The 24,285-nt window shown below is 43.0% G+C and carries 19 protein-coding genes; 11 read left to right on the top strand and 8 right to left on the bottom strand.

Features of this window, described 5'->3' with window-relative positions; translation table 11 throughout:
- The first annotated feature begins 494 nt into the window (after positions 1 to 494).
- From QS795_RS02760 to ettA, 4 genes are all read left to right on the top strand, one after another.
- Positions 495 to 1,181: a hypothetical protein gene (locus tag QS795_RS02760; protein WP_224063684.1), complete on the top strand. Its 687-nt coding sequence runs from the start codon at positions 495 to 497 to the stop codon at positions 1,179 to 1,181.
- Between the two features lie 11 nt (positions 1,182 to 1,192).
- Complete coding sequence (locus QS795_RS02755; RefSeq protein WP_286272437.1) at positions 1,193 to 1,591, top strand: hypothetical protein; 399 nt, start codon at positions 1,193 to 1,195, stop codon at positions 1,589 to 1,591.
- Positions 1,592 to 1,636: 45 nt separating this feature from the next.
- The gene (locus QS795_RS02750) at positions 1,637 to 2,014 is read left to right on the top strand and encodes a hypothetical protein (RefSeq protein WP_230086587.1); all 378 of its coding nucleotides are present in this window, start codon (positions 1,637 to 1,639) and stop codon (positions 2,012 to 2,014) included.
- Between the two features lie 360 nt (positions 2,015 to 2,374).
- On the top strand, positions 2,375 to 4,042 hold the full coding sequence (ettA, locus tag QS795_RS02745; RefSeq protein ID WP_006662825.1) for an energy-dependent translational throttle protein EttA: 1,668 nt from the start codon (positions 2,375 to 2,377) through the stop codon (positions 4,040 to 4,042).
- Positions 4,043 to 4,085: 43 nt separating this feature from the next.
- Here ettA and nadR read toward each other — a convergent pair whose 3' ends face one another.
- The 3 genes from nadR to serB all read right to left on the bottom strand — a co-directional run bounded on the left by nadR (position 4,086) and on the right by serB (position 8,118).
- A complete protein-coding gene (gene nadR, locus QS795_RS02740) occupies positions 4,086 to 5,330 on the bottom strand; it encodes a multifunctional transcriptional regulator/nicotinamide-nucleotide adenylyltransferase/ribosylnicotinamide kinase NadR (RefSeq protein WP_181477997.1) in 1,245 nt (414 codons plus the stop codon).
- 206 nt (positions 5,331 to 5,536) lie between these two features.
- On the bottom strand, positions 5,537 to 6,919 hold the full coding sequence (gene radA, locus QS795_RS02735) for a DNA repair protein RadA (protein ID WP_286272433.1): 1,383 nt from the start codon (positions 6,917 to 6,919) through the stop codon (positions 5,537 to 5,539).
- 221 nt (positions 6,920 to 7,140) lie between these two features.
- Complete coding sequence (gene serB, locus QS795_RS02730) at positions 7,141 to 8,118, bottom strand: phosphoserine phosphatase (protein WP_036950248.1); 978 nt, start codon at positions 8,116 to 8,118, stop codon at positions 7,141 to 7,143.
- Positions 8,119 to 8,258: 140 nt separating this feature from the next.
- On the opposite strand from serB, the gene QS795_RS02725 reads away from it, so the two are divergent.
- Positions 8,259 to 9,020, top strand: coding sequence for an AhpA/YtjB family protein (locus QS795_RS02725; protein WP_286272432.1), 762 nt, complete (start codon positions 8,259 to 8,261; stop codon positions 9,018 to 9,020).
- 13 nt (positions 9,021 to 9,033) lie between these two features.
- Here QS795_RS02725 and QS795_RS02720 read toward each other — a convergent pair whose 3' ends face one another.
- Entirely contained in the window at positions 9,034 to 9,816 is a 783-nt protein-coding gene (locus QS795_RS02720) for an energy transducer TonB (RefSeq protein WP_286272430.1), read from the bottom strand.
- A gap of 165 nt (positions 9,817 to 9,981) precedes the next feature.
- Between QS795_RS02720 and QS795_RS02715 the strand changes: the two genes are divergently transcribed.
- The 5 genes from QS795_RS02715 (at position 9,982) to QS795_RS02695 (ending at position 18,949) form a co-directional block, all read left to right on the top strand.
- Complete coding sequence (locus tag QS795_RS02715) at positions 9,982 to 10,518, top strand: RNA polymerase sigma factor (protein WP_286272429.1); 537 nt, start codon at positions 9,982 to 9,984, stop codon at positions 10,516 to 10,518.
- Positions 10,518 to 11,519 carry a FecR family protein gene (locus tag QS795_RS02710; protein ID WP_286272427.1) on the top strand — a complete coding sequence of 334 codons (1,002 nt, stop codon included), beginning with the start codon at positions 10,518 to 10,520 and terminating at the stop codon, positions 11,517 to 11,519. Before QS795_RS02715 ends, QS795_RS02710 begins: the two co-directional genes overlap by 1 nt.
- Before the next feature lie 117 nt (positions 11,520 to 11,636).
- A complete protein-coding gene (locus tag QS795_RS02705) occupies positions 11,637 to 14,417 on the top strand; it encodes a TonB-dependent receptor (protein ID WP_286272426.1) in 2,781 nt (926 codons plus the stop codon).
- Positions 14,418 to 14,463: 46 nt separating this feature from the next.
- Positions 14,464 to 16,170, top strand: a complete 1,707-nt coding sequence (locus QS795_RS02700) for an ABC transporter ATP-binding protein/permease (protein ID WP_286272421.1) — start codon at positions 14,464 to 14,466, stop codon at positions 16,168 to 16,170.
- A complete protein-coding gene (locus tag QS795_RS02695) occupies positions 16,160 to 18,949 on the top strand; it encodes a M16 family metallopeptidase (protein WP_286272419.1) in 2,790 nt (929 codons plus the stop codon). The genes QS795_RS02700 and QS795_RS02695 overlap by 11 nt, the downstream gene beginning before the upstream one ends.
- Positions 18,950 to 19,024: 75 nt before the next feature.
- Here QS795_RS02695 and QS795_RS02690 read toward each other — a convergent pair whose 3' ends face one another.
- Both QS795_RS02690 and QS795_RS02685 read right to left on the bottom strand, forming a co-directional pair.
- Positions 19,025 to 20,581: a hypothetical protein gene (locus QS795_RS02690; RefSeq protein WP_286272418.1), complete on the bottom strand. Its 1,557-nt coding sequence runs from the start codon at positions 20,579 to 20,581 to the stop codon at positions 19,025 to 19,027.
- 107 nt (positions 20,582 to 20,688) lie between these two features.
- Positions 20,689 to 21,471: a hypothetical protein gene (locus tag QS795_RS02685; protein WP_286272417.1), complete on the bottom strand. Its 783-nt coding sequence runs from the start codon at positions 21,469 to 21,471 to the stop codon at positions 20,689 to 20,691.
- Between the two features lie 209 nt (positions 21,472 to 21,680).
- Between QS795_RS02685 and QS795_RS02680 the strand changes: the two genes are divergently transcribed.
- Positions 21,681 to 22,181: a GNAT family N-acetyltransferase gene (locus QS795_RS02680; RefSeq protein ID WP_286272415.1), complete on the top strand. Its 501-nt coding sequence runs from the start codon at positions 21,681 to 21,683 to the stop codon at positions 22,179 to 22,181.
- A 71-nt stretch (positions 22,182 to 22,252) separates the two neighbouring features.
- Here the strand turns inward: QS795_RS02680 and deoD are convergent, their stop codons facing one another.
- A complete protein-coding gene (gene deoD / locus QS795_RS02675) occupies positions 22,253 to 22,969 on the bottom strand; it encodes a purine-nucleoside phosphorylase (protein WP_006657106.1) in 717 nt (238 codons plus the stop codon).
- Positions 22,970 to 23,052: 83 nt separating this feature from the next.
- Positions 23,053 to 24,276, bottom strand: coding sequence for a phosphopentomutase (gene deoB / locus QS795_RS02670; RefSeq protein WP_154602794.1), 1,224 nt, complete (start codon positions 24,274 to 24,276; stop codon positions 23,053 to 23,055).
- Between the last annotated feature and the right edge of the window lie 9 nt (positions 24,277 to 24,285).

Raw genomic sequence — 24,285 nt, 5'->3', positions numbered from 1 at the left:
GCGACAGAGGAGATTTCTTGAAATGGTTGGGTTTACAATCTTTTACTTATTCGATTCGTTAACCCTGACAACACGGATAACCTAGACCAGCCTAGGGGCGATCGGGTATAGGCCTCTGCCGACTTCCCCTAAAATAAGATAATTATAATTAGATTTTCTGCCCTACTATTGCAAAAGTCATATTCAAGAAGCAGGTTTGACAGAAACTCAGATAGTGAGTATTTAAAACTTGTTGAGCTTGGCATGTTAGAAAATTCAAAGTCGAAATATCTCAGTTAAAGTAGGGAGGCAGAGTTATTTATTATCTTTTCATTTTTATTGAACAAAATTAAATTTTGTAATGATAATTATTTTCATTTATAGGTGTTATATGTAATATTTATTTATGTTTTTTCGACAAACTAAGAGTGGATTTGTATATGAACTTTAGTTGTAAGCCTAATGTATTAATGTTCAGTATTGTGCTAATTCCTTTCTTTACAAATGCATACTCGATGCATAAAGGAGATTCGTTTGGATTTATCCCTTCTATTGCGGTACAGGATGCCGCTACATCCGCATTAATGGAAAACATTACTGGTAAAAACATCTACGCAGCTTATGCAATTGGCTTAATAAAAAATAATAAAAACAACAAAGTATCTCAACACTTATGTAATGGACAGGATGAAGTTATAAATACGGCCTTAATTGGAGGGTGCTCGTTAGTTGAACCCGATTCATTTACTTTATTAGAGACTAAGCATTTCATAAATAAAAACGGTGAGATGGTAGAAATTGATGTTCATGATCCTAATACAATTATAACTCCCACAATGAGAGTAACAGTCAAATATATCACTGAACCAAATCCTCTAATTCGGAAAAACAATTGTAATGACTATCGCATCAATGACACACCAACCTCTTGTTTTGTTTTCAAAATAGCACCTTTTATTTTTGATAATTTACAACAAAGAGAATTAGTCATTAATGCCATGGAAAACCCTTGTGCATTTTTGACCTCAGTTGAAGATGCAAAAAAATTTACCAACTTAAAATATCCATACATTTCATACTTAGGCAGAACAGGAGGTGAGGCACGTTACATTCTAGATTGTGATACAAAAAATCCAGAAACTTACTCGTCGATTGTAGATGAAAAGATGCAATCAATATTACTTATTCGCAATAAAAAATAAGGATTTTTTTTATGGCTCAACCATATATCCGTATTAATCAGTTTGAGGCTAATTACTCTGATGTAGGCGTTAAATCTGCAACAGGGCATGTTAATTTTACTTTTATCGATGGTAATGGTGTTAATAAAGGAACTTTTGGTGCAAATCTAAAAAATAAAGATCGCACATCAGGTGTATCTAATGAAGAAAGTGATAATCGACGTAAAATCGATGCAAAATCACCGCATCATTTCAGTTACGCAAAGTTGTCATCTAATGATTTTACGAACGCATTAAAATATGCCCAAAAAGCACATCATGAATCTAGTATTGGTAATATGAAATATGCGCTGGCTTGTGACAATTGTGTTGACTTTGGAATGCAAGTATTTAATCAAACTACTTTAGGGCGTAGTCAATTGCCTAATTAGTTTGATTTATTAGGAATTGGCCATAACGTTACCTCCGCGTGGATTATGCCAACTTCTGGTTTTTTAGTTTACAACAAACAAGGCATTGACAACGTAACTAGCGTTAATGATCTGTTTGGTGGCTCTGAGCGCATGGAAGGTTTCTTTAAACTTGTTGATTTGGACAAAGATAAAAAAGGATATATCGACAAAAATGATGAAATTTACGCTTCATTGCGCATATGGGTAAATCATCAAATGGACGGCATATCTCATGCAGGTGAAATATATACGTTGCAAGAATTAGGTGTTGAGCGAATTAATACAGATTTCGACATTGTTGATTTTATTGATGAAAATAGCAACCTTATTGGCGAACGTTCTACAGCTATTATAAATGGTATCGAATGTGAAATGTCTGAGGTTTACTTCACTTATCTTTAATACCATTACTTCATATATTGGGGTCTAGCCGTTTGCAGTTCAGATCCCATCAATTATCATCCCCACCCTACTCAACACCTATTTCGAGCCTTTTGTTATATGTAATAATCGACATCAATAATGAATTAATATTGATTGCATGATGAGGTGATAGCCCCCTGAATTGTCATCACTTGCATGGGAAGTTATTGACATAAAGGCAGGAACAATTACAGTTAGACGCAATTACTTTTGAGTGGCTCGTTTTACACACTTTCGCTTTTGGAATCTCACTATTCGCCTTGAATTTATGAGTTCTTACAAAGTGAATAACCGAGCGATGCAATTAAAAATTATGTTATAAAACAAAAGGTAAATAAATTGGCTCAATACGTTTACAGTATGTATCGAGTGGGAAAAGTGGTTCCCCCGAAACGTCATATTTTAAAAAACATCTCTCTGAGCTTCTTCCCTGGGGCGAAAATTGGTGTTTTAGGTCTCAACGGTGCAGGTAAATCAACATTACTGCGCATCATGGCTGGCATTGATACTGAGATTGAAGGGGAAGCACGCCCTCAACCGGGTATTAAAATCGGTTATCTGCCACAAGAACCAAAACTGAATTTGGAACATACCGTTCGTGAAGCCGTTGAAGAAGCGGTTAGCGAAGTTAAGAACGCCTTAACTCGCTTAGACGAAGTGTATGCGCAATACGCCGATCCAGACGCTGACTTTGACAAGCTGGCGAAAATCCAAGGCGAGCTAGAAGCGATTATTGCCGCACAAGATGGCCATAATTTAGATAACCAACTGGAACGTGCTGCTGATGCACTGCGCCTGCCAGCTTGGGATGCGATTATCGGAAACCTCTCTGGGGGTGAACGCCGCCGTGTGGCTATCTGCCGCCTGCTGCTGGAAAAACCAGACATGCTGCTGCTCGACGAACCAACCAACCACTTGGATGCTGAATCCGTTGCTTGGTTAGAGCGCTTCCTGCACGACTACGAAGGCACCGTTGTGGCGATCACCCATGACCGTTACTTCCTCGATAACGTCGCTGGCTGGATCCTTGAACTTGACCGTGGTGAAGGTATTCCATGGGAGGGTAACTACTCTTCTTGGTTGGAACAAAAAGATGAGCGTCTGGCGCAAGAAGCGTCAACAGAAGCGGCTCGTCGTAAATCCATCGAGAAAGAATTGGAGTGGATCCGTCAAAATCCAAAAGGTCGCCAATCCAAAGGTAAAGCTCGTCTGGCTCGCTTTGAAGAGCTTAACAGCGTGGAATATCAAAAACGTAACGAAACCAGCGAATTGTTTATCCCACCTGGACCGCGTTTAGGTGACAAAGTTATCGAAGTAGAAAACCTGAGCAAGTCTTATGGTGATCGCGTTCTGATCGACAACCTGAATTTCTCGATCCCGAAAGGGGCGATTGTCGGGATCATCGGTCCAAACGGTGCGGGTAAATCTACCCTGTTCCGTATGATTTCCGGTCAAGAGCAACCAGATTCTGGTTCAATCACCTTAGGTGATACCGTGAAAATTGCCTCTGTGGATCAGTTCCGTGATGCAATGGATGATAGCAAAACAGTGTGGGAAGAGATTTCCAACGGTCAAGATATCATGCGTATCGGTAACTTTGAGATCCCAAGCCGTGCTTACGTCGGTCGCTTTAACTTTAAAGGCGTTGACCAAGGTAAACGCGTGGGTGAATTATCTGGTGGTGAGCGTGGTCGTTTACATCTGGCAAAACTGCTGCAAGTTGGCGGTAACGTACTGCTGCTCGATGAACCAACCAACGACCTCGACGTTGAAACTTTACGTGCACTGGAAAACGCCCTGTTAGAATTCCCGGGCTGCGCAATGGTTATTTCCCATGACCGTTGGTTCCTTGACCGTATCGCAACGCACATCATCGACTACCAAGATGAAGGCAATATCACCTTCTTCGAAGGTAACTTCTCTGAGTACGAAGATTACAAGAAACGTACTTTAGGTGCAGATGCTCTGCAACCGCACCGCATTAAGTACAAAAAGATGACTAAATAGTCGAATTGGTAGATATAAAAATGGCCCCAAGGGGCCATTTTTTTTATGCGGAAAGTGAATCATCCAGCATCAATAATTGTTGAACCAAAGAAACGCATTCTAAGAAACGCGAATCGTAGTCTGACGACTCCACATGCACAAATTCAATATTATTTTTCTTCAGCATTTCAATCAGTAATGTTTGAAACTCCATTCTGTCTTTATCACTGCCTAAGCTGCGCAGACCATCCGCTACCCATGGAGTATTATTTTCTAACAAGATAACGAGATCAAAACGGTACTCATCAATCAGCGCCTGAACAAACGGGTGTTCTCGCCCTTCATAACGCAAACAGAATGCTTGCGTGGTGACAAAATCCGTATCAATAAATGCCACTTTATTCGCATATTTAATCGCAAAATCAATATATTGAGCATGCCCTAACGCGATCTTATCGTAGTCAGAATATTGCAGCGCCATCTCATCACCGCCAAGGTGGCTAAACACATAATCGCGCCCATATTCCCACGCACTGGTGGTATTGAAGATATTGGCCAACTTATTGACGAGGGTGGATTTACCGCTTGATTCGCCGCCTAACACCGCCACTTTACGCACAAAGAACGGTTTCACTTCGGTTGGAATATATTCCCAATAGCGGAATGGCGCTTGGCGAATTTGGTTGCCGCTAATATTCATAAATGTGCGTTCAGGATCGATAAGTATAGTTTCGATCCCAAGGTATTTTTTATAGCGATGCACATCGTGAGGCTCGCCGGAATAGATAAAGCTCGGGTTGATATTGTGCTTTTTCATAAAGCCTTTCATCCCATCGCTCCACACTTCCCAACCGTGAGGGTATGGCTCTATCCCTTGCTCATCAAAGGAGTGAATATGGATATTTTTCTGATACTTAAAGGTTTGTAATAACCAGCGCAGGCGGTCACTGACGGTTGGCTGTTGTGACATGGAGCTGTTCACAAACAGCTCTTTATCACGAGGCTCGTCGTGGCAGAGGATCACATGCAGTTCATCCACTTGGCTACAAGCCCGTTGAATCAAATAGATATGCCCCGTATGGAGTGGATAAAATTTCCCAAAAACGACGCCGATAGTTTTCTGTTGAAGCGGGTACTCCAATCCTAAAAAACGATGAAGCGCCGCGATTTTGTGCGCGCTGGGGCTTTTAATTTTGTCGTTAATTAACTGGCTGAGATAGCCTTTGGTCATCTCTGTCGCATCAGCCACTTGCTGCAAGGTGTAACCTGCACCTTTGATGGCACTCTTTAGATAGTCAAATTCAGCCATATTATTTGTCCTTTCGCTTTTATTCCCTTTTTAGCGGGGAACCTTTTCTCTCGCTATCTCATCATTATCTGAACATTATATTATCTAAATGATCAGTGTTGTCGCTAGGCGCTAAGTGACGCTAATCCCTAGGAGCATACACAAAGTATGTGACTAGGGTTAGCAAACGCAAGCAACAACGCGACAGCGCGGAGCATGACGATAATTTAAAATTCATCGAGAATACTGAGCGCATCCGCCAACTTCTTCACCCCATACACCTTCATATCGGCCGGCAATTTTTTCGGCATATTGGCGTGAGGGACGATGGCGCGTTTAAAGCCATGTTTTGCGGCTTCGGAAATACGCTCTTGTCCGCTTGGGACTGGTCGAATTTCCCCTGCCAGCCCCACTTCGCCGAATACTACGAGGTCGCGAGGTAATGGACGATCACGAAAGCTGGAAACCAAAGAGAGTAATAGCGCAAGGTCGGCACTGGTTTCCGTCACTTTCACCCCACCCACCACGTTCACAAATACGTCTTGGTCAGACATTTGTAATCCACCATGGCGATGCAGTACCGCCAACAAAATCGCTAAACGGTTTTGCTCTAGCCCCACCGCCACACGACGGGGATTGGACATCATAGAGTGGTCGACAAGGGCTTGGATCTCCACCAGCAATGGTCGCGTACCTTCCCAAACGACCATCACAGAACTGCCCGAGGTAATTTCATCTCCACGACTTAAGAAGATGGCGGACGGGTTACTGACCTCTTTCAAGCCTTGCTCCGTCATAGCAAATACGCCCAGCTCGTTGACGGCACCAAAGCGGTTTTTGTGGCTACGTAAGGTACGAAAACGGTTATCGGCGTCCCCATCGAGCATAATGGAGCAGTCAATACAGTGCTCAAGCACTTTTGGCCCCGCCAGCGAGCCATCTTTAGTGACGTGACCCACCATAATAATCGCCACGCCGCGCGTTTTCGCAAATCGAGTCAGATATGCCGCGGTTTCACGCACTTGCGCCACACTGCCCGGCGAGGATTGAATATCCGCCATGTGCATCACTTGGATGGAGTCGATAACCATCAGCTTAGGCTGCTCTTGCTCTGCGGTCAGGCAAATTTGTTCAATACTGGTTTCCGACAGCATATTGAGTGAGTCGGTCGGTAGCCCTAGGCGATGAGCGCGCATGGCGACTTGCTGTAAGGATTCTTCCCCTGTGACATACAGGGTTTTCATCTCCCGCGAGAGTAAGCACATGGTTTGTAACAGCAAGGTACTTTTCCCCGCTCCGGGATTCCCCCCGATCAGGATGGCACTACCCGGCACAACCCCACCACCCAGCACGCGGTCAAATTCTTTGAATCCAGTGGTAAAGCGCGGCAGTTCTTCGAGGCTAATTTCAGAGAGTTTTTGGACTTTACTGACGCCCGCCGCATTACCGGCATAACCCGTCAGCCTATCCGTACGCGCCGCTGCCGTCGATGCCAAACGCACTTCCGTAATGGTATTCCATGCATTACAGGCACTACACTGCCCCTGCCAGCGCGGATAATCCGCCCCACACTCATTACACACAAATGCCCTTTTCGCACCTTTCGCCACAGCCACTCCTTAATCACCCAATAAAAAACAAACGATTTGATTCTTTTAACTTTTAAATCTTTAATTTTTTCAATTCTTTGACTTTCACTTCCACCAATTTTCTAAATAGTTCGGCGTTGTAGGTAGGCGGCAATTGAGGATATTCCTAGGAGCATACACAAGTATGTGACTAGGATAGCCGAAAGAAGCCAACACCCCTACAACCCGAAATATGACGAAAATTAGCGTTCTTCGTGCTTGAGGCCTCCGCTAAGGACACATAACACTCCCATGAGATCCGCATGCTTAATCCCCACTTTCGCCCTGGCAAACACTTTGGGTTTCGCGTGGTACGCTATTCCCAGTCCTGCCTTTCTGAGCATTTTCAGGTCGTTTGCTCCGTCACCGATGGCGACGGTTTGCTCCATTGGGATATTCAGTTTTTCCGCCAGTTTAACGAGGGTTTGCGCTTTGTATTTTGCATCGACAATAGCCCCTTTGACTTTGCCTGTCAGTTTGCCATTTTTGACTTCGAGGTGGTTGGCAACTGCCGCGACCAGCTTTAATCGCTGGCGTAAGTTATCGGCAAAGAACGTGAATCCGCCGGAAGCAATAGCAATATGCCAGTCCATCGCTTGTAACTTACGAACTAAGCTGGTTAACCCCGGCATTAACGGCAAGGTTTCAAGGACTTGGTCAAGAATAGCTGCATCGGCACCTTCGAGTAGTGCCACACGAGCACGTAGACTTTCCGTGAAATCGAGCTCACCTTGCATGGCGCGTTCAGTCACTTCAGAAACTTGATCACCGACCCCAGCTAGACGGGCAATTTCATCGATGCACTCGATTTGGATCGCGGTAGAATCCATGTCCATGAGTAAGATCCCTGGGGAACGTAAGCGTGGAATTTTTCCGAGTGGCACCACATCCAGCTGGCTTTCATCCGCCAATTTTTTAATGCGTGGAGTAATGCTGCCCGCGATGCGGACAACTTGGTAATCATCAATGCGCCAAGAGGAGACAATCACAATCGCTATCCCTAAACGCTGCTGGAAATCACTGATTCGCGCTTTATCTAAACCGCGACCATATAACAACCACCCAGTATCCCCTGCACGATAATCCAATGGCATCACTTCTTCACCACTTAGCGATAAGGGTAAACCCGGCCATTTTTGAATTTCATCAGGCAGATAACAGTAGGTCAAACTCGTTGGCATGAAAATTAGCTCCTGTTGTGGATACAACTTTTTTATAATGTATACCCTGCATAAAATTACTATACTTAAATTTTCCAGCAAGTTAACGCTTCATGACTTTGCTAATTGCGATAAAACAGACAAAGAGCACGATTATTCCTATGAAACTCCCATTTAGGCTGCACAAAACCGTTATTATCATTGTTTGCGTTGCGCTGATAACCTTCTTAATGCACGGGGTTTCATACTTGGGATATAGCCAAAGTCAAAGCCGGCTGGAACAATTTAAGCAACTAACTCAAGTATTAGCTGAGCAAGTGGCATTCAGCTTATCCGATTATATGGTTCCCGGCAGCAAAGATTTTAATTTAGAACGAATTAATGCCAATTTAAATCATCTAGCGAAAGATCACTATATTTTGGATGCCAGCTTATACACGGCGGCGGGCGCATTAGTCACCCAAATTGGTGAACCTGCCAGCGTTAAAGAGCGACTTTCTCTTGATGGAAAATCAGAGCTACAAAATTTTCATTATCAATTAGTGATACCTGTGCAGGGCGCACAGGAACCCAAAGGGTATTTACGTCTAACCATCGATACGGAATCACTGACCAGCGATCTTCAGCAAGCGGATAACACCGCCAATATCATGCGCGTATTTATTTTATTATCTTTATGTATTGGCTTTATTTTGGCGAATACCCTAATGCGCCTGAAGAAAAAGAAAGGTCAGCAGCAATTGATCGTCGAGCCTGACGAAAACACGGAAGAGAGTGAAGATAAGCTCGAAGTTCAGAGCAATGGGTCAAAAGGGGCGAAAAATACGCATAGCCCCTTAAAGTCACCACGCGCCAAACGCCGTAAAGATCCAAGTCCACATCGACCAAGGCGGGTAGCGCGCAAATTATCAGAAAAGCAGTAACGGCCAATTCCGTCTAGATTGATGTCGTATCAAATACGATCGGCGCAATTAGCTCCACTTTTCCATTGGCTAGCAAAGTCTCGGGTGGCATTGGAAATGGTGCTGCTCGTTCGATAGTCGCTAGCGCTTCTTTATCGAGGAGCTTGGTGCCTGACGAGTTAATCAAGCTAGCACTCACTAACTTGCCTTGGTTATCCACAATAATTTTGACTTGAGACACGCCCGTTGAACGAAAACGCAATGCGGCGCGTGGGTATCGCTTTGCTTTCGCTAACCGTTGATGAACTTCACTTTCCCATCCATGATGACCACTGACAGGTGCAGCGGCACTGCTCGCAAAATTCGCACTGCTATTCGAAGCACTGCCAGAGGTTGGCACCGAAGTTACTTCTGATTCTTGAGTAGAAACAGGGGCTTCTTCCACCACTTTTTTCTCTTGAACTGGCTTTTTCTTTGGCGGACGTTTTTTCTCAGTGACGCGCGTCAATGTCCCATTATCAACTAGTGGGGTTTGTGGCAGTTTTTCTGCTTTTTCCACCACTTCAGGCTCGACTTCTTCACGGGTCGCCATCTGCTGTTTGGGTGCATTATTGACTTCAGGCTCCTGCTGCTGCTCCAGTTGATAAAGCCCTAATTGTAAAGAGATTGCGGGTGGTAAAACTCCAGTTTTTGGTAGGTTTGATGTAAACCATCCAATAAAAAACATTGCCAGTATTCCATGGAAAACAAGACTTCCACATAAACCGCCCAGAGGACGAAAAATTGGGCTTCCCAGCTGCCCCACACTGCTGTTCATATTTTGCCTCACATCTTTATTTTTCGCTGATTATAGGCATAATACAAATCAAAATGATATTCATTATTATTAATAAAATAACAATAGTAACTACAAGGTATTGATTTAATTTATAAAGTCAATTTGAGCTAATTATTAAACTATTTTCACTTTTGACACCAGAAAATGACTATCGATAAATCCCTTGCCCGCAAAATCAGCGGCGCATATCAATCAACCTATGGTCAGCTTGTGCGATTTTTCCGCAGTCGACTAGGTAATAGTAACGATGCGGATGATTTATCACAGGATGTGTTTACACTATGGCTAAACCGTAAAGCGCAGGATCCTGTGAAGGAGAACCGTGCTTATCTGTTTAAAATCGCTAGCAATGTGTTAATTGACCATTGGCGACGGAATCATCAACAGAGCCAGTCCCATACCTCGATTGATGACGTGGTGCATGAGCAAAGTTTTGAGCAAACTACCGCCGATCCTAGCGAAATTTTAGAGCACCAACAACGAATTACGCGACTTGGCGAGGCGATTGACCTTTTACCTCCTCGGCGCAGAGAAGCTTTTTTGCTGTATCGCTTTGATGGCTTATCGCAAAGTGAAATTGCAGAGCGTATGGAAATTTCGATCAGTATGGTAGAAAAACATATTGCAGCGGCATTAGTGCATTGTAAAAAATATTTAGACGATCAGAGCAATCATCCGTAATGGAAAATAACCAAACCCAGCAGCCAGAAAATACCTCGTCAGTCGAGCAACAACGCATCGACGAAGACGCGGCGCTGTGGTTTACCCGCGTGCATAGCCAGCAGCTCAGTGACCAGCAATCTCAAGAGTTTAAAATCTGGTTACGTGCATCCAAAGCCCATGCAGATGCCTATGAAGCGATAGCCGGAATTTGGCAAGATATAGAAAAAGTTCCGCGCCCAGCACCTATCAAACAAACAGCTTCAAAATTCGGTTTTTCATCGTTTTGGAAGCCTCTCGGTCATCTGGTTGCCGCCTGTTTTATCGCTGCCGTTTTGTTTTTGCCATACAGTCAGCTTCCCTCCATGTTGCTCAATAACATGACGCTAGTTTCCACTGACTCCACCAAAGAGGTGACGCTGTCAGATGGCTCTCAGCTGTTTCTCAATCGCGATACCCGTATTCGAGTCGCTTATGAAACACCAATCCGCCAGCTCTATTTAGACCAAGGTTCCGCTTACTTTAAAGTGAAATCCAACCCGTATCGCCCGTTTGTGATCAACGTGGATCAGCGACGTATTCAAGTGGTGGGAACGGAATTTGAAGTGAATAAAAAAGGCGAGCAAGTCGCGGTCAATGTTAGCCAAGGCATTGTGAGCTTTCAAAGCGTCAACAGCCCAAAACCCGTATTACTGCTTGCTGGACAAGGGGCGCTGAGCCCGAGTATTAATGGCAAAATCGCACTCAATTCAGTCACCCCGCAAGAGGTGGCAAGATGGCGTTTTGGTGAGCTCAGCTTTGTGGATAAGCCCCTTGGCGAAGTTCTGTCTGAATTAAAAACCTATTCCGACTTTCAGGTTGAACTCTCTCCGAGCAATTTAGCCAACCGAAAAATATCCGGACGCATTAACCTTCAACAGCCAGATGCCTTTTTTCAGGCACTTCCCTCGCTCCTTCCTGTGCAAGTCGTGTATCAGGATAAAAATAACCTTTTGATTATCCAAAACAAAAAAAATAAATAAAAAATATTTTCATTTGCAGGTGAGGATAATTCTCATTTCACCCTCTTCTTAAGTAGCTTCATTTTATTGAATACTTTTTAGCACATTTTTCGTGCAGCTTAAGAATAAGGGATATCCATGGCAATTCAATTCACACTCGGTCGATTCAAGCCGATTGCGCTGTCACTGGCGGTCACCAGTGCGTTAGTCAGCCAATCTGCTATCGCCCAAGAAATCACTTTCTCATTACCAGAACAAGGGTTAGCAAGTGCGATTGACCAAATCAGTCGCCAAGGCCAAGTTTCACTTCTGTATGACAAAAGCCAGCTCAGCGGGCTGCGCGCCCCCGCCCTTTCTGGCAGCTATACCCCACAAACCGCATTACAAAAAATTCTTATTGGTAGCGGGTTAGAGCTGGTTAACGAAAACGGCATGCTGGTTATCCGTCCTCAAAACTTAAACCAAGGCACGCTAGTTTTACCGGAAACTCAAGTGTCGGGCGTGGTACAAAATCACCCTGCCATGGATGTCATGTCTGCGCCGCAATACGTCACCTCAGAAGAGATCAGCCAAAAAAATACCGGTGACGGCAATATTACCGATTTAATGAAAACTAACCCTGCCGTGCAGTTTGCGAATAACGATAGCAACTCCATGAATCAAGGGGAAATTAAGCCTTCTCGTATTTCTATTCATGGTTCCAGTAGCTACCAGAACGCCTATCGCCTTGATGGCGTGAGCTTCAACAATGACTTTGACCCTGCCGACAGCGGCTTAGGTGAAACCGCCACGCGACTGAGCAGCAGCGACCAAGGGATTTACATCGACAGCCGCTTGATTGATAGCATGGCCGTTTATGATAACAACATCCCAGTGGAGTTTGGTGGATTTACGGGAGGAACCGTTGAGGTCAACAGCCGTCGTTGGCAAGGTGAAAATAGCGCCCACGCGTATTATCGCTTAACCCGTTCTGGCTGGAATAATCTGTTCCACGATTCGACTCAATCTATCGATACCTCCAAGAACGATACCGCTAACCCAGCTCGCTTCCAGAATCGCTACGATAAAAATGATTTTGGTGGCTGGTTTGAGTTGGGCGTGACGGAAAATTCAGGCGTGGTGTTCTCAGCATCTCGCCGTAGTTCGACGATTCCGATGACGGTGACGGGTGGTGCTGGTGCAGTCATCGAGAATGGTGAAGTAGAAATGACTGAGTTCTCTTCTGGCTCCAAAAACCAGCACAGAACATCAGATAACTATTTCCTAAAATATTCGATTGATTTATCAGATGTTAACTCACTCGATCTCTCTGCTAACTATGCCTCATATGAGAGCCGCCTATTTTCATCCTCTGTGATGAATTCAGGTTACGATTCAACGCACAATGGTTTTGGTCTAACTGCCGTTTATAAACATCAGTTAAGTCTTGGTCAATTAGAGCTCACCGCCAATACGCAAGATCTAAAAGATGAGCGTGATAATGACCAGAAATACTCCGTCATTCTTCGTGCTGCAGTTGACAATGATTACAGCAATATGGTTGATGCCAATAGTGGTGGTTTAGGGGATTTGATTTCCCAACAACAAAGCCAAAGTGCAAAAGCTGTTATGCGCTTTAATCCATTAGAAGATGGTTTAGGGGCAACGCATAAACCTACACTTGGAACCGAAATCAGCTATACAAAAGGTATCTATAAACGCGACAAAGATTATCTTCAATACACCTTTACAGGGAACGTTGATAAAGATGACATGTTTAATGGAATGCTGTGGAACGCCGCACGTTTCAAAGCAGGTAAATACACCGCCGATTACACCAATTATGCGCTGTTTTTAGACGACACCATTGAATATGGTCGACTCACGTTACGCCCTGGTATTCGCCTTGATCGTGATGATTTCGTTAGCCGTACCAACATTGCCCCACGTCTGACAGGAACTTATGACGTATTTGGTAATGGTAAAACCCAAATTATTGCGGGTGCCAACCGTTATTATGGGCGTTCTATGCTTAACTACGCATTATACGGCGCGCAAAATGGCGGAATGCAAACTTGCGATATGATGTCTGATGTCTGTACTGTTAATCCCAACATTAATACTTGGGAAAATAAGAAAGACTATGAAGGCTTAGACTCACTTAAAACGCCATATAACGACGAGCTAACTCTTGCACTTCAGCAAGATATTCTTTCAACAACATGGCGCTTACAGTACGTTCATCGTGAAGGTTATGATGAAGTTCGTAGCCGTACAAAAACCAAAAAACTGGACATGTACGATCCTGAAAGCAAGATCCGCGTTTTTGATAATGATGGGCGTAGCTCCCATGATACCGTGACATTGTCTGTCAACAACTCACAACCATGGGAATGGGCAGATGCTTCTCATGTGATGACAGCATCATTAACTTGGCAACAAACAGACAGTAATACTCCAAAAGACTCTGGCTATAACTACTTTGAAGGTCGTAATGACCTGAATCTAAACAAAGTTTATTATAATGGCAAAGTCATTGACGCCTCAAAATTACCATCAACAAGCTTCAATTCACCTTTCAAAGTTAACTTAGAGCTCACCAGTGTCTGGGATAACTACGATCTAACTTGGTACAACCGCTTACAGTGGTGGGGCGCTAGAGATCAAGTCGTTCGTTATGGAAATGGCGATGGTACCTACACCGATCCTGAATACGGTTTAATTCGTCGATACACCGATCAACATTACTCAAGCAAGTATACATGGGATACCCGCTTAGGCTGGAAACCTGATTTTGCTTACGGATTTGGTGTCTCTGTCGAAGTCAATAACGTTCTAAATAATAAAAACGTTGCTGACACCTTTACTTACAGCAATAGAACTATTAAGTCCTATGATCCAGGTCGTCAATTCTGGCTGCAAGTAAATTACGATTTCTAAGCAACACCAATGAGCAATGTCAAACACATAACCAAGAAATCGAGTCATGAAGACCATTAAACAATTTCTCTATTTAGTTAAACCTTTTTGGGGGCAGCGTGCTGCCCTTTTGTGCTGGGTGCTGCTGTTTGCCTCGTTAGGGCTTACCCTTTCTTCAGTCTGGTTCAATGTCAAAATGAACATGTGGAACGGGGATTTCTATAACGCCCTGCAAAAGCTGGACGGACAAGCACTGTATGGTCTGCTGCAATATTTTGTGATTTTAGTCAGTGGGCTGATTTTTGTGGTGGTGATGGGGACCTACCTCAAGCAAATGCTGATTATCCGTTGGCGCAAAGGCATGACTGAGCAAGTACTTGGTCGCTGGCTTTCCGGCAACAGCAAACACTATATGCTGAGGCTAGCATCCCAAGAGCCCGATAACCCCGACCAACGTATTGCGGAAGATATTCGCTTACTGATTGAATCAACGCTGAATCTGTTAGTGACCTTCCTGCACTCAATGCTGACATTGATTTCATTTGCCACAATTTTGTGGACGCTTTCAGGAAGCCTTTCATTTAATTTCGCCGACAGCGATTGGACCATTCCGGGCTATATGTTCTGGGCCTGTATTATTTACACTATCATCGGGATCGCGCTAACCCAGCTGATTGGTTTCCCTCTGCGCCGCCTGCATATGGATAAACAGCGCCGTGAAGCGGATTACCGTAGCTCGTTAATCAATTGCCGCCAACACGGGGATGCCATCGCAGGGCAACGGGGTGAACCACAAGACCGTAAAGAGCTGATGACCCGCTTTAGCGAAATTATCCGTAACTGGAACCAGTTGATCCGCTGTGAACGTAATTTATCGTTTTATACCGTCGGCTATCAGCAAGTGACCGCCCTCGCCCCTGTGTTGCTGGCATTACCTAAGTTTTTAGCGGGTGAGATTATGCTGGGCGGATTAATGCAGTTACGCCAAGCCTTCACCAGTGTAGCGACTTCATTGGGCTGGTTTATTTTTGCCTATAAAGAGATTGCGGCATGGCAAGCCACTGTCGCGCGTCTGTATAACTTTGTGGTGTTATTGGAAAACGATAAAACCCCAGAAGCCACTATCAACGAAGATAGCCTACCGTTAACAGCAAATGTAAGCCTGTTTACGGCAGATCATCGCCCACTACTGAGCACCGTTGATCTTAGCATCAATAGCGGTGAGCTGATGTTGATCTCCGGTCGTTCTGGTATTGGTAAATCCACGTTACTGCGCACATTAAGCGGTCATTGGCCATTCTTTGACGGCAAAATTACACGCACGGATAACGTCATGTGGATCCCGCAGCGACTCTATTTGCCAATAAGCCGTTTAGATAACTTACTGGCTTACCCACAAGATGCCAGCCAATTTACAGCCTCGGATCTGAAATATGCGCTAACCCTTGTAGGGTTGGAAAAACTTCATTCACAACTGGCTTTGGAAACCGATTGGAATAACCGACTTTCGGGTGGTGAACAGCAGCGCATTATGTTTGCACGACTGCTTCTGAATCGACCTAAGTTAATGCTATTGGATGAAATGACCTCCGCTCTTGATGAGCCGAGTGCACTCGCTTTACTGAACATGCTGAAAGCTCAGCTTCCCGCCAGTAGCATCATTTTGGTTAGCCACCAAGGCTTTATTGACCAATTAGCTGACAAGCATCTGCGTTTATCTGAAACAACGCAAAATACGCCATTTATGACAGGAGCCCCAGAATATGCTTCGTAAAATTACATTGGCCGCCGTCGTTGCAGCCCTTTTAGGAGGCTGTGTTAACAGCATGCCTCGACAATCTGGCGAGCAAACACTGCTGCCAGTACGCCAAGATCTGCAACATTATCAACTCGATAATGGGTTGCAAGTATACTTGCTTCAGCGCAACCAACCAGGCGTTGAGCTGCGCTTATTGGTCAATGCGGGTTCATTGCAAGAGACTGAGCAACAGCTCGGTTTAGCTCACTTTACTGAGCATATGGCTTTTAAGGGCACCCAACATTTTCCGGGTACCACCGGCTTTAAACAGTTAGAACAGCAAGGACTGAAACTCGGTAGCCACGTTAATGCGATCACCAGCATCAACAGCACTCTATATAAATTATCATTGCCAAATGCCACGCCAGCGCAAATCAGCACAGGATTACAAGTAATGGCGGATTGGGCGGCAAATATGACCTTCGATACCGAGGCATTTGAAAAAGAGCGCCCCGTCATTATTGAAGAGTGGCGCTTGCGTCAGGGCATGGGCTATCGCATCAATGACAGCCTCGAAAAATTGCGTTACCACGGTAGCCGCTACGCAGAGCGTAACCCTATTGGCTCCCTTGATGTGGTTCGCCAAGCTCCTATTGAACAAGCCAAGGCCTACTACAAAACGTGGTATCAGCCTCAGCGTATGAGCTTATTGATTATTGGGGACTTCAGCGCATCAACCGTACGTGATGAAGTAAAAACGTTATTTGCGTTACCGAAGCCGGAAAAAATTTCCCAAGATTCTCCAGAATGGAAGCGCTTTGCCGATTCCAACAATATGCTTGTTCAAGGGGTATTTGATAAAGAACAAGGTGCCCGCTACGTGCAGTTTTCACTGCAAAAAAATGTCTCCGCACCGCTGAATACTCGCCAAGGTCAAACCGACGATCTGATGGATAATTTATGGTTAACCATCTTGAATCAACGTTTTTCCGTGATGGTGGATAATGGTATTTTGCCGTCCATTAGTATTAATGAACAAGGGGCAATGCTAGATAACCAACGCCTTCAGCAGCTAATGATTATCCATCCAAAAGGTAATGATTATGCGGGCGCGACCGAAATTCTGTTTACCGAACTGCAACGTCTAGCGACCGAACCTGTGACGCAGCAAGAGCTGGATAGCGCTAAACAAGGCATGCTGAAGAAACTGAGCCAACAAGCGGGTTCCGAGCAGCGTTACAGTAATGAATACTTAGCAGGACAACTGACCACCGCACTCGAATATGAAATGCCGATGTGGAACAAACGCCAGCAGTTGGATAATAGCTACCAATTAACCCAAAATATCCAACCTCAAGATTTACAGCGCCATGTGGCTAGCCTTTTACAGGTGGCATCCCCACGCTTAGCACTGATTGGCCCTGATACCGATGAAAAGGCCGTCAACAAACAGACCTTCAGTGAACAGTGGCAACGTATTCGCCAAACACAGCCGGGGCCATTCACGCTGCGTTCTCAAGCCATTAGCCTGAAATTACCCGTTGTAGCAAAAGGCACAATTACCGAACAAACGTCACTTCCTATCGAAAAAACGGAACAGTGGACACTCAGTAATGGCATCAAAGTGATTGTTAAAACGGATAAAAATCTCAAAGATGATATTCAGTTTAACTTACAGCTACCGGGTGGTCGTTCCCTTGAAACCCTGCAAACTGCAGGCTTAACCGACTGGGCAATGAAGCTGCCAGAAAGCAGCGGTTATGGCAATTACAGTGCCCGTGATTTGGCGTTATTAGCCAAACAAAATCAGGTTAGCGTTCGCCCTTATAGCGAGCTGCTCAACCACGGTTATCGCGGTAAAACCCCTGTTGATAATCTTGAAACGGCGTTGCAGTTACTGAATTTAAAACTGACCGCACCGCAATTTAGTGGAGAGAAACTCGAGCAGCAGAAGCAGGCTTTCGCACTGAACTTATCGAAAATGCCCGTAGAGCGTACATTCCTCGACCATATTAATCAGCAAAGTTACCAACATGGCGAGCTTCTCGTGATCTCCCCTGAAGGAGCTTGGAAAACCTTTACCGCTCAGCAGCTTCAGCAAGCGAACCGTCAGTTACTGACCTCTACTTCAGATATGACATTGGTGATCACCGGCGCGATGAATGCCCGCGAGCTAAAACCACTACTGGAGCAGTGGGTTGCGACGTTGCCTGCCCATGATGGCAAACTGGCATGGCGCAACCAAGGGATCATGCCGAAGATGGCAAGCTTTAATCAGCAATATCCGATCAGTAGCAGCGATAAAAGCATGATCAGCATTCAATTTGCCGCGCCCGCACAGTGGTCTCAGCAAGATCAGCTGGCTCTGCAACTGATTGATACCATTGTTAGCCAACGTCTGCGTAGTGAATTGCGTGAAAAAGCCAGCGGCATCTATGCCCTAAGCTTCTCGCAAATGTTAGCGAAAAAACCACAGCCGTATTACACCGGACGCTTAAATTTCACCACCGCGCCAGAACGTGCTTCAGAAATGGTAACTTTAGCGCACAATACTGTTGCACAGCTGCGCCAAACGGGTGTGACGGAAAAAGAGTTAACGGAAGCCAAAAATATTTGGCTCACTGAAAATGCGCAAGTCACGGATAGCTCAAGCTATTGGACAGAAGCTCTCGCGCAAATTGCGGCAGATGATGGGCAATATCAGCGTCTCATGCAAGAACGAGCAGTGATTGAGTCCTTAACACTTCCGGAAATAAATCAATTGGCTGGTAAATACTTAGGGCAAAATCAAAAAGTATTTATGATGACGCCATAGCCGCCATAATATAGTCAGAAACCAACAGCTTCCTTTATCAAGCTGTTGGTTTCCGTAGCCACATTAAGCGAACCCTTATTTAAATGAATGTCTTACGTTATAAATAAAGTTTAACACTCGATTATTGAAGCCATTAAATAATGAAAACACGCGTTCTTTAAATGATGATTTTTTAGATTTCGCTATTTCAATCTCTGATAGTAATTTATCCATTGGCATATTCAGATAGTGTTCAATATCGTTAGTAATTTTATTGCGCTTAATTCTCTTACACTGAAGCATGTTGATAATTAAGTCAATTTTAGAGGAAAAAACGTCTATCTTTGTGCTATTTCTTTTTTTCTGAATGATGTCAATCACAGAGTCTACAATACTTTTACGTATTGATTTCATAACTAACATTGATTGAATTCTATTGACCCCAGTATCTATAATCTCATTTTTCTCTTTAATGTACTTATCATATACGCTTTTTTCCTCGGCGTGTTTAGCATCACATTCAGATTGTAATGATTCAATGTCTAAATTCATTTTTTCTTTGATAAACTCAATAATGCGCCCATCTTTTACATCATGACTCAATGTGGTTAAACGCTCGCCCTTTTCATCTGTAAATTCATTATCAGAAAGAATTTTTTTAATCAGCGTAATTTTTTTCACACTATCAATCGAGTTAAAAGCATCAAATCCAGAAGTGCTTTTTATCTCTTTGATATTTCTTATAGAAGCCATGTAATTGACCTTATCAGATTGAAGCTTATCTAAGTTTTCATTTGAATAGGTCATAATATGTTTTTTGATTTCCGCTGTAATTTCCTTAGGGAAATGATGCTTCTCAAGCAGAGATAAGATAGAGTAAGACATTGTCCGATAATAGGATTTATATATTGATAAAAATCGCTGCTCTTGAAAAAGGTTAAGAACCGTTTTTTTATCAGAATCATAGTGTAATGCGCCAATAATACCCATAAAAAAATTTTCCATTTCTGTTCTTACCTGATCCTTACCATCAATGGATTTTTTCGTTCTAATATAGCTCATTAAAACCTTTATATAACTCAAATCGTGTTCGGATAAGCTCGCTCCGCTTTTCAAGTTATCCATTAACTCTTCAAAACTACTGTAATACGTGTTTTTTACCTCTAAACTCTCCTCACTTTTATGTGTTTCTTTTATCTTAATTAAGTCCAATTTACTTTTTATTTCTGATTTCACATCTGATTTAAACTGAGTAAGTCTGCTCTCAATTTTTTCCATCATACGATGTGGCTTTGTTTTTTTTTCATCTGAAGAAGAGGTTTTGATAGGTTTATCCGATAAACTTTCGCTTTTCGGTTCTGATTTCACACTCACTTTTAAATATTCATTTTCCGAGCTACTTACATCCCTCAAGCCTTTCTTAAAATACTTATCAATTTTTTCTTTCGCTTTCCCGCTCGCCACAATGCCCCATGCATTATTTATTTCTGTCCAGCCATCCCCGCCATTGTTTTTGGCTGCTTTAATTTTATCGATGATAATCTCGCTTTTCCCTTCGAAAACCTTGGGGTTTTTGGTTATTGCGATTACCATGTCATTCAATGAACGATCTATTAATGCAGCAGCTTGAGATTTAGTTTGAAAAGTTCTCATGTATATTCCTTTTTATAAACTAGTTTAGTTTTAAAAAAAAAGCTTATTCTTGATATTAATTAAGAAATAAGCCTCATTGAAAACAGTTAAATTATTTTATCCAAATTTTATTTAAATGAATGTTTATTAACTTTATAAGCATCACGAAGACTTAACTGATTTTTTCTTGTTTTAAATTCCATTTTTAACTTAGAAAGTGCTTCAGTTATTTCCTCGATATCTTTTTTTAAACTTAACAAGTTATTTTCATTATCATCTTCCACATCAACTTCTTCTATCCTTGAAAGGATATAGCTATCTTTATTAATTCGATTATCTTTCTTTTCCATTGGTATCATTTGGTGATTTTTTACTAAATTTAAAAATACAGCATCGTTCACATCTGAACTTACAGTTCTATTTGAAACTTGCGTATCAATAAAATCGTTTTCGGGTGTTAACATAGAAGATGGTTTCTCTTCACTATGATAAATATCGATACCGAATTTACGATCAAGCATCGCACTAATTTTCTCACGTACAGGCTCATTAGCATTTTTCGTTTTAGATTTAATCGCTTTTTTAATATCTACACTATCTAAGAAAGAATTATTCTTGTTAATCTCTACAATTTTACGTTCTATTTTTCTTAGTGATTTCTTTGAAATATCATTATTCGCTGATTTAAGATCAATGGCTTCAACAACTGAATGACAGCTTTTAATGATTTTTTTTCGGCATACCATTTCATTGATTGAATCAAGCTTATTTTGAACAGATGAAATAAAGCATCCAATCTTTGAATTCAATGCACTCTTGAACCCATATTTTTGCTGAACATTACAATTTAAGTCATTCTTTAGGAATATATTATTGTTCTTTTCAACTGAACTAGTTTTAATAATAGGCATACTCGCTTCCTTAATTTAAATTAAATAAAAAATAATAATATATTCTTCAATTTATCTACGATATCAAATATCGCCATTTATATATTTACAATATGAAGATTGATATTCTCCATATAAATCTATGGAGATAAGCTATTTACTTCGTTGACATACATTGCTTTTAATGTGATTAATATTCTTCTAAAAAACGATAATAAAAGGAAAATTTTGTGAACAACGTAATAATACGTAGAGCTACCTTGGACGATGTCCACGCTATCACACAAATGCACGCTGATTACTCCGCTTATGCCAATACTTTGCAGCTGCCCTATCCCACAAAGAAAACGTGGGAAGCCAGACTGGGAGCCAATGACCCGCTGGTGACTCAATTTGTCGCCACACTTGATAATGTCGTGGTTGGGCTACTTGTCGTGCATCAACCTGCACAAATACGCCGCCGACATGTGGCGAGTTTCGGTATTACAGTGAATCAGGCTTATCAAGGCAAAGGAATTGGTTCGAAATTAATGCAAGTTATGGTGGATTACTGCGACAATTGGCTAAATGTTCATCGCATTGAATTAGAAGTCTTTGCCGCTAATGGTAGCGGCTTAGGTCTATATGAAAAATTTGGCTTCAAGCAAGAGGGGATTTTGCGCGATTATGCTTTTCGTGATGGTGAGTATGTGGACGCGATTGTGATGAGCCGAATTAAATCGAAAATTTAAGCAGATTTATAAATCAAAAATGCCACTCGAAAGTGGCATTTTTATATTCAAACTAGGGTTCTAATCAACGATTATTTATCGCCTAACAGAACTGAATCCAGTGCGATTTCAATCATTTCATTGAACGTGGTTTGACGCTCTTCTGACGTGGTTTGTTCGCCAGTTTTGATATGATCAGAAACAGTACAGATAGTCAGTGCACGAGCACCAAACTCAGCAGCAACACCGTAGATACCTGCAGCTTCCATTTCCACACCGAGGATGCCGTATTTTTCCATCACTTTAAACATGTCTGGATCTGGAGAATAGAACAGATCCGCAGAGAACAGGTTACCAACACGAACGTTTACGTTACGTGCTTTTGCAGCTTCAACTGCGTTATGCACTAAGTCATAATCTGCAATTGCTGCAAAGTCATGGTCTTTAAAACGCTGACGGTTCACTTTAGAGTCTGTACATGCGCCCATACCGATAACTACGTCACGCAGTTTCACGTCATCCATTACTGCACCACATGAACCAACACGGATCAGCGTTTTAACGCCAAAATCAGTGATCAGCTCTTTTGCATAGATGGAGCATGAAGGAATACCCATTCCATGACCCATAACGGAAATTTTACGACCTTTATAAGTTCCTGTGAAACCTAACATACCGCGTACGTTATTCACTTGGCGAACATCTTGAAGGAAAGTTTCTGCAATGTACTTCGCGCGCAGTGGATCACCCGGCATCAGTACGACGTCTGCGAAATCACCCATTTCTGCATTAATATGTGGAGTAGCCATTTGTATTCCCTTTTAATCATTAAAATTGTGCACAATAAATAAGGCAGTTTCCTGCCTTATTTTCAAATCACCTTGTCGCAAGCTTAAAACATCGGCTTACCGTATTCCATTGGTGATAAATCAAAATAATTCGCGACTGTCTGGCCAATATCCGCGAACGTTTCACGGTGACCTAAAGAACCTGGTTTAACTTTTGGTCCGTACACCAGCACTGGGATATGCTCACGAGTGTGGTCTGTACCCGGCCAAGTTGGGTCGCAACCGTGGTCAGCGGTTAAGATCAGAATGTCATCTTCTTTAACCAGTTTCAGCATTTCAGGCAAGCGGCTATCGAATAACTCTAATGCAGCGGCATAACCGGCAACATCACGACGGTGACCGTATGCTGAGTCAAAATCGACAAAGTTAGTGAAAACGATAGTGTCGTCACCCGCAATTTTCATCTCTTCTAAGGTTGCGTCAAACAGCGCGTTGATGCCCGTTGCTTTGATTTTTTTGGTAATACCAACGTGAGCGTAAATATCGGCAATCTTACCGATAGACACCACTTCACCTTGTTTTTCTTCCACTAATTTTTGCAGTACGGTTGGCGCTGGTGGCTCAACCGCTAAGTCATGGCGGTTACCCGTACGCTCAAAGTTACCCGCTTTGTCGCCAACAAATGGACGCGCAATCACACGGCCGATGTTGTAACCGCCTTTGGTTAACTCTTCACGGGCAATTTCACACAGCTCATACAATTTGTCTAAGCCGTAAGTCTCTTCATGGCACGCGATTTGGAATACAGAGTCCGCAGAGGTGTAGAAAATTGGTTTGCCCGTTTTCATGTGCTCTTCACCCAGTTGGTCCAGAATGACCGTACCCGATGAATGGCAGTTACCTAAGTAACCCGGTAAGTTGGCTTTTTCTACCAGTGTATCCAGCAATTCTTGTGGGAAACTGTTTTCGTGTTTTTCGAAATAGCCCCAATCGAATAGAACAGGAACGCCCGCAATTTCCCAGTGACCAGACGGCGTGTCTTTACCTGAAGATAACTCGCTCGCGTAACCATATGCACCGATAATTTCTGCATTTGGATCCAGACCAGCAGGGAATTTTCCGCTTGATTCTTCTCCTGCTTTTCCTAAACCTAATTTTGTTAAGTTAGGCAGGTGTAATGGACCTTTACGGCCTTTGTCTGCTTCCCCACGAGCACAAGCGTCTGCGATATGACCCAGAGTGTTCGAACCTTCGTCGCCGAATTTGTGGGCATCACCTGCAGCGCCGATCCCGAAGGAATCCAGTACCATGATAAATGTGCGTTTCATATTTATTCT

Source organism: Providencia zhijiangensis, assembly GCF_030315915.2.
Classification (GTDB): Bacteria; Pseudomonadota; Gammaproteobacteria; order Enterobacterales; family Enterobacteriaceae; genus Providencia; species Providencia zhijiangensis.
The sequence above is the reverse complement of the archived record's forward strand: the minus strand, read 5'-3'. Positions and strand labels throughout refer to the sequence as shown.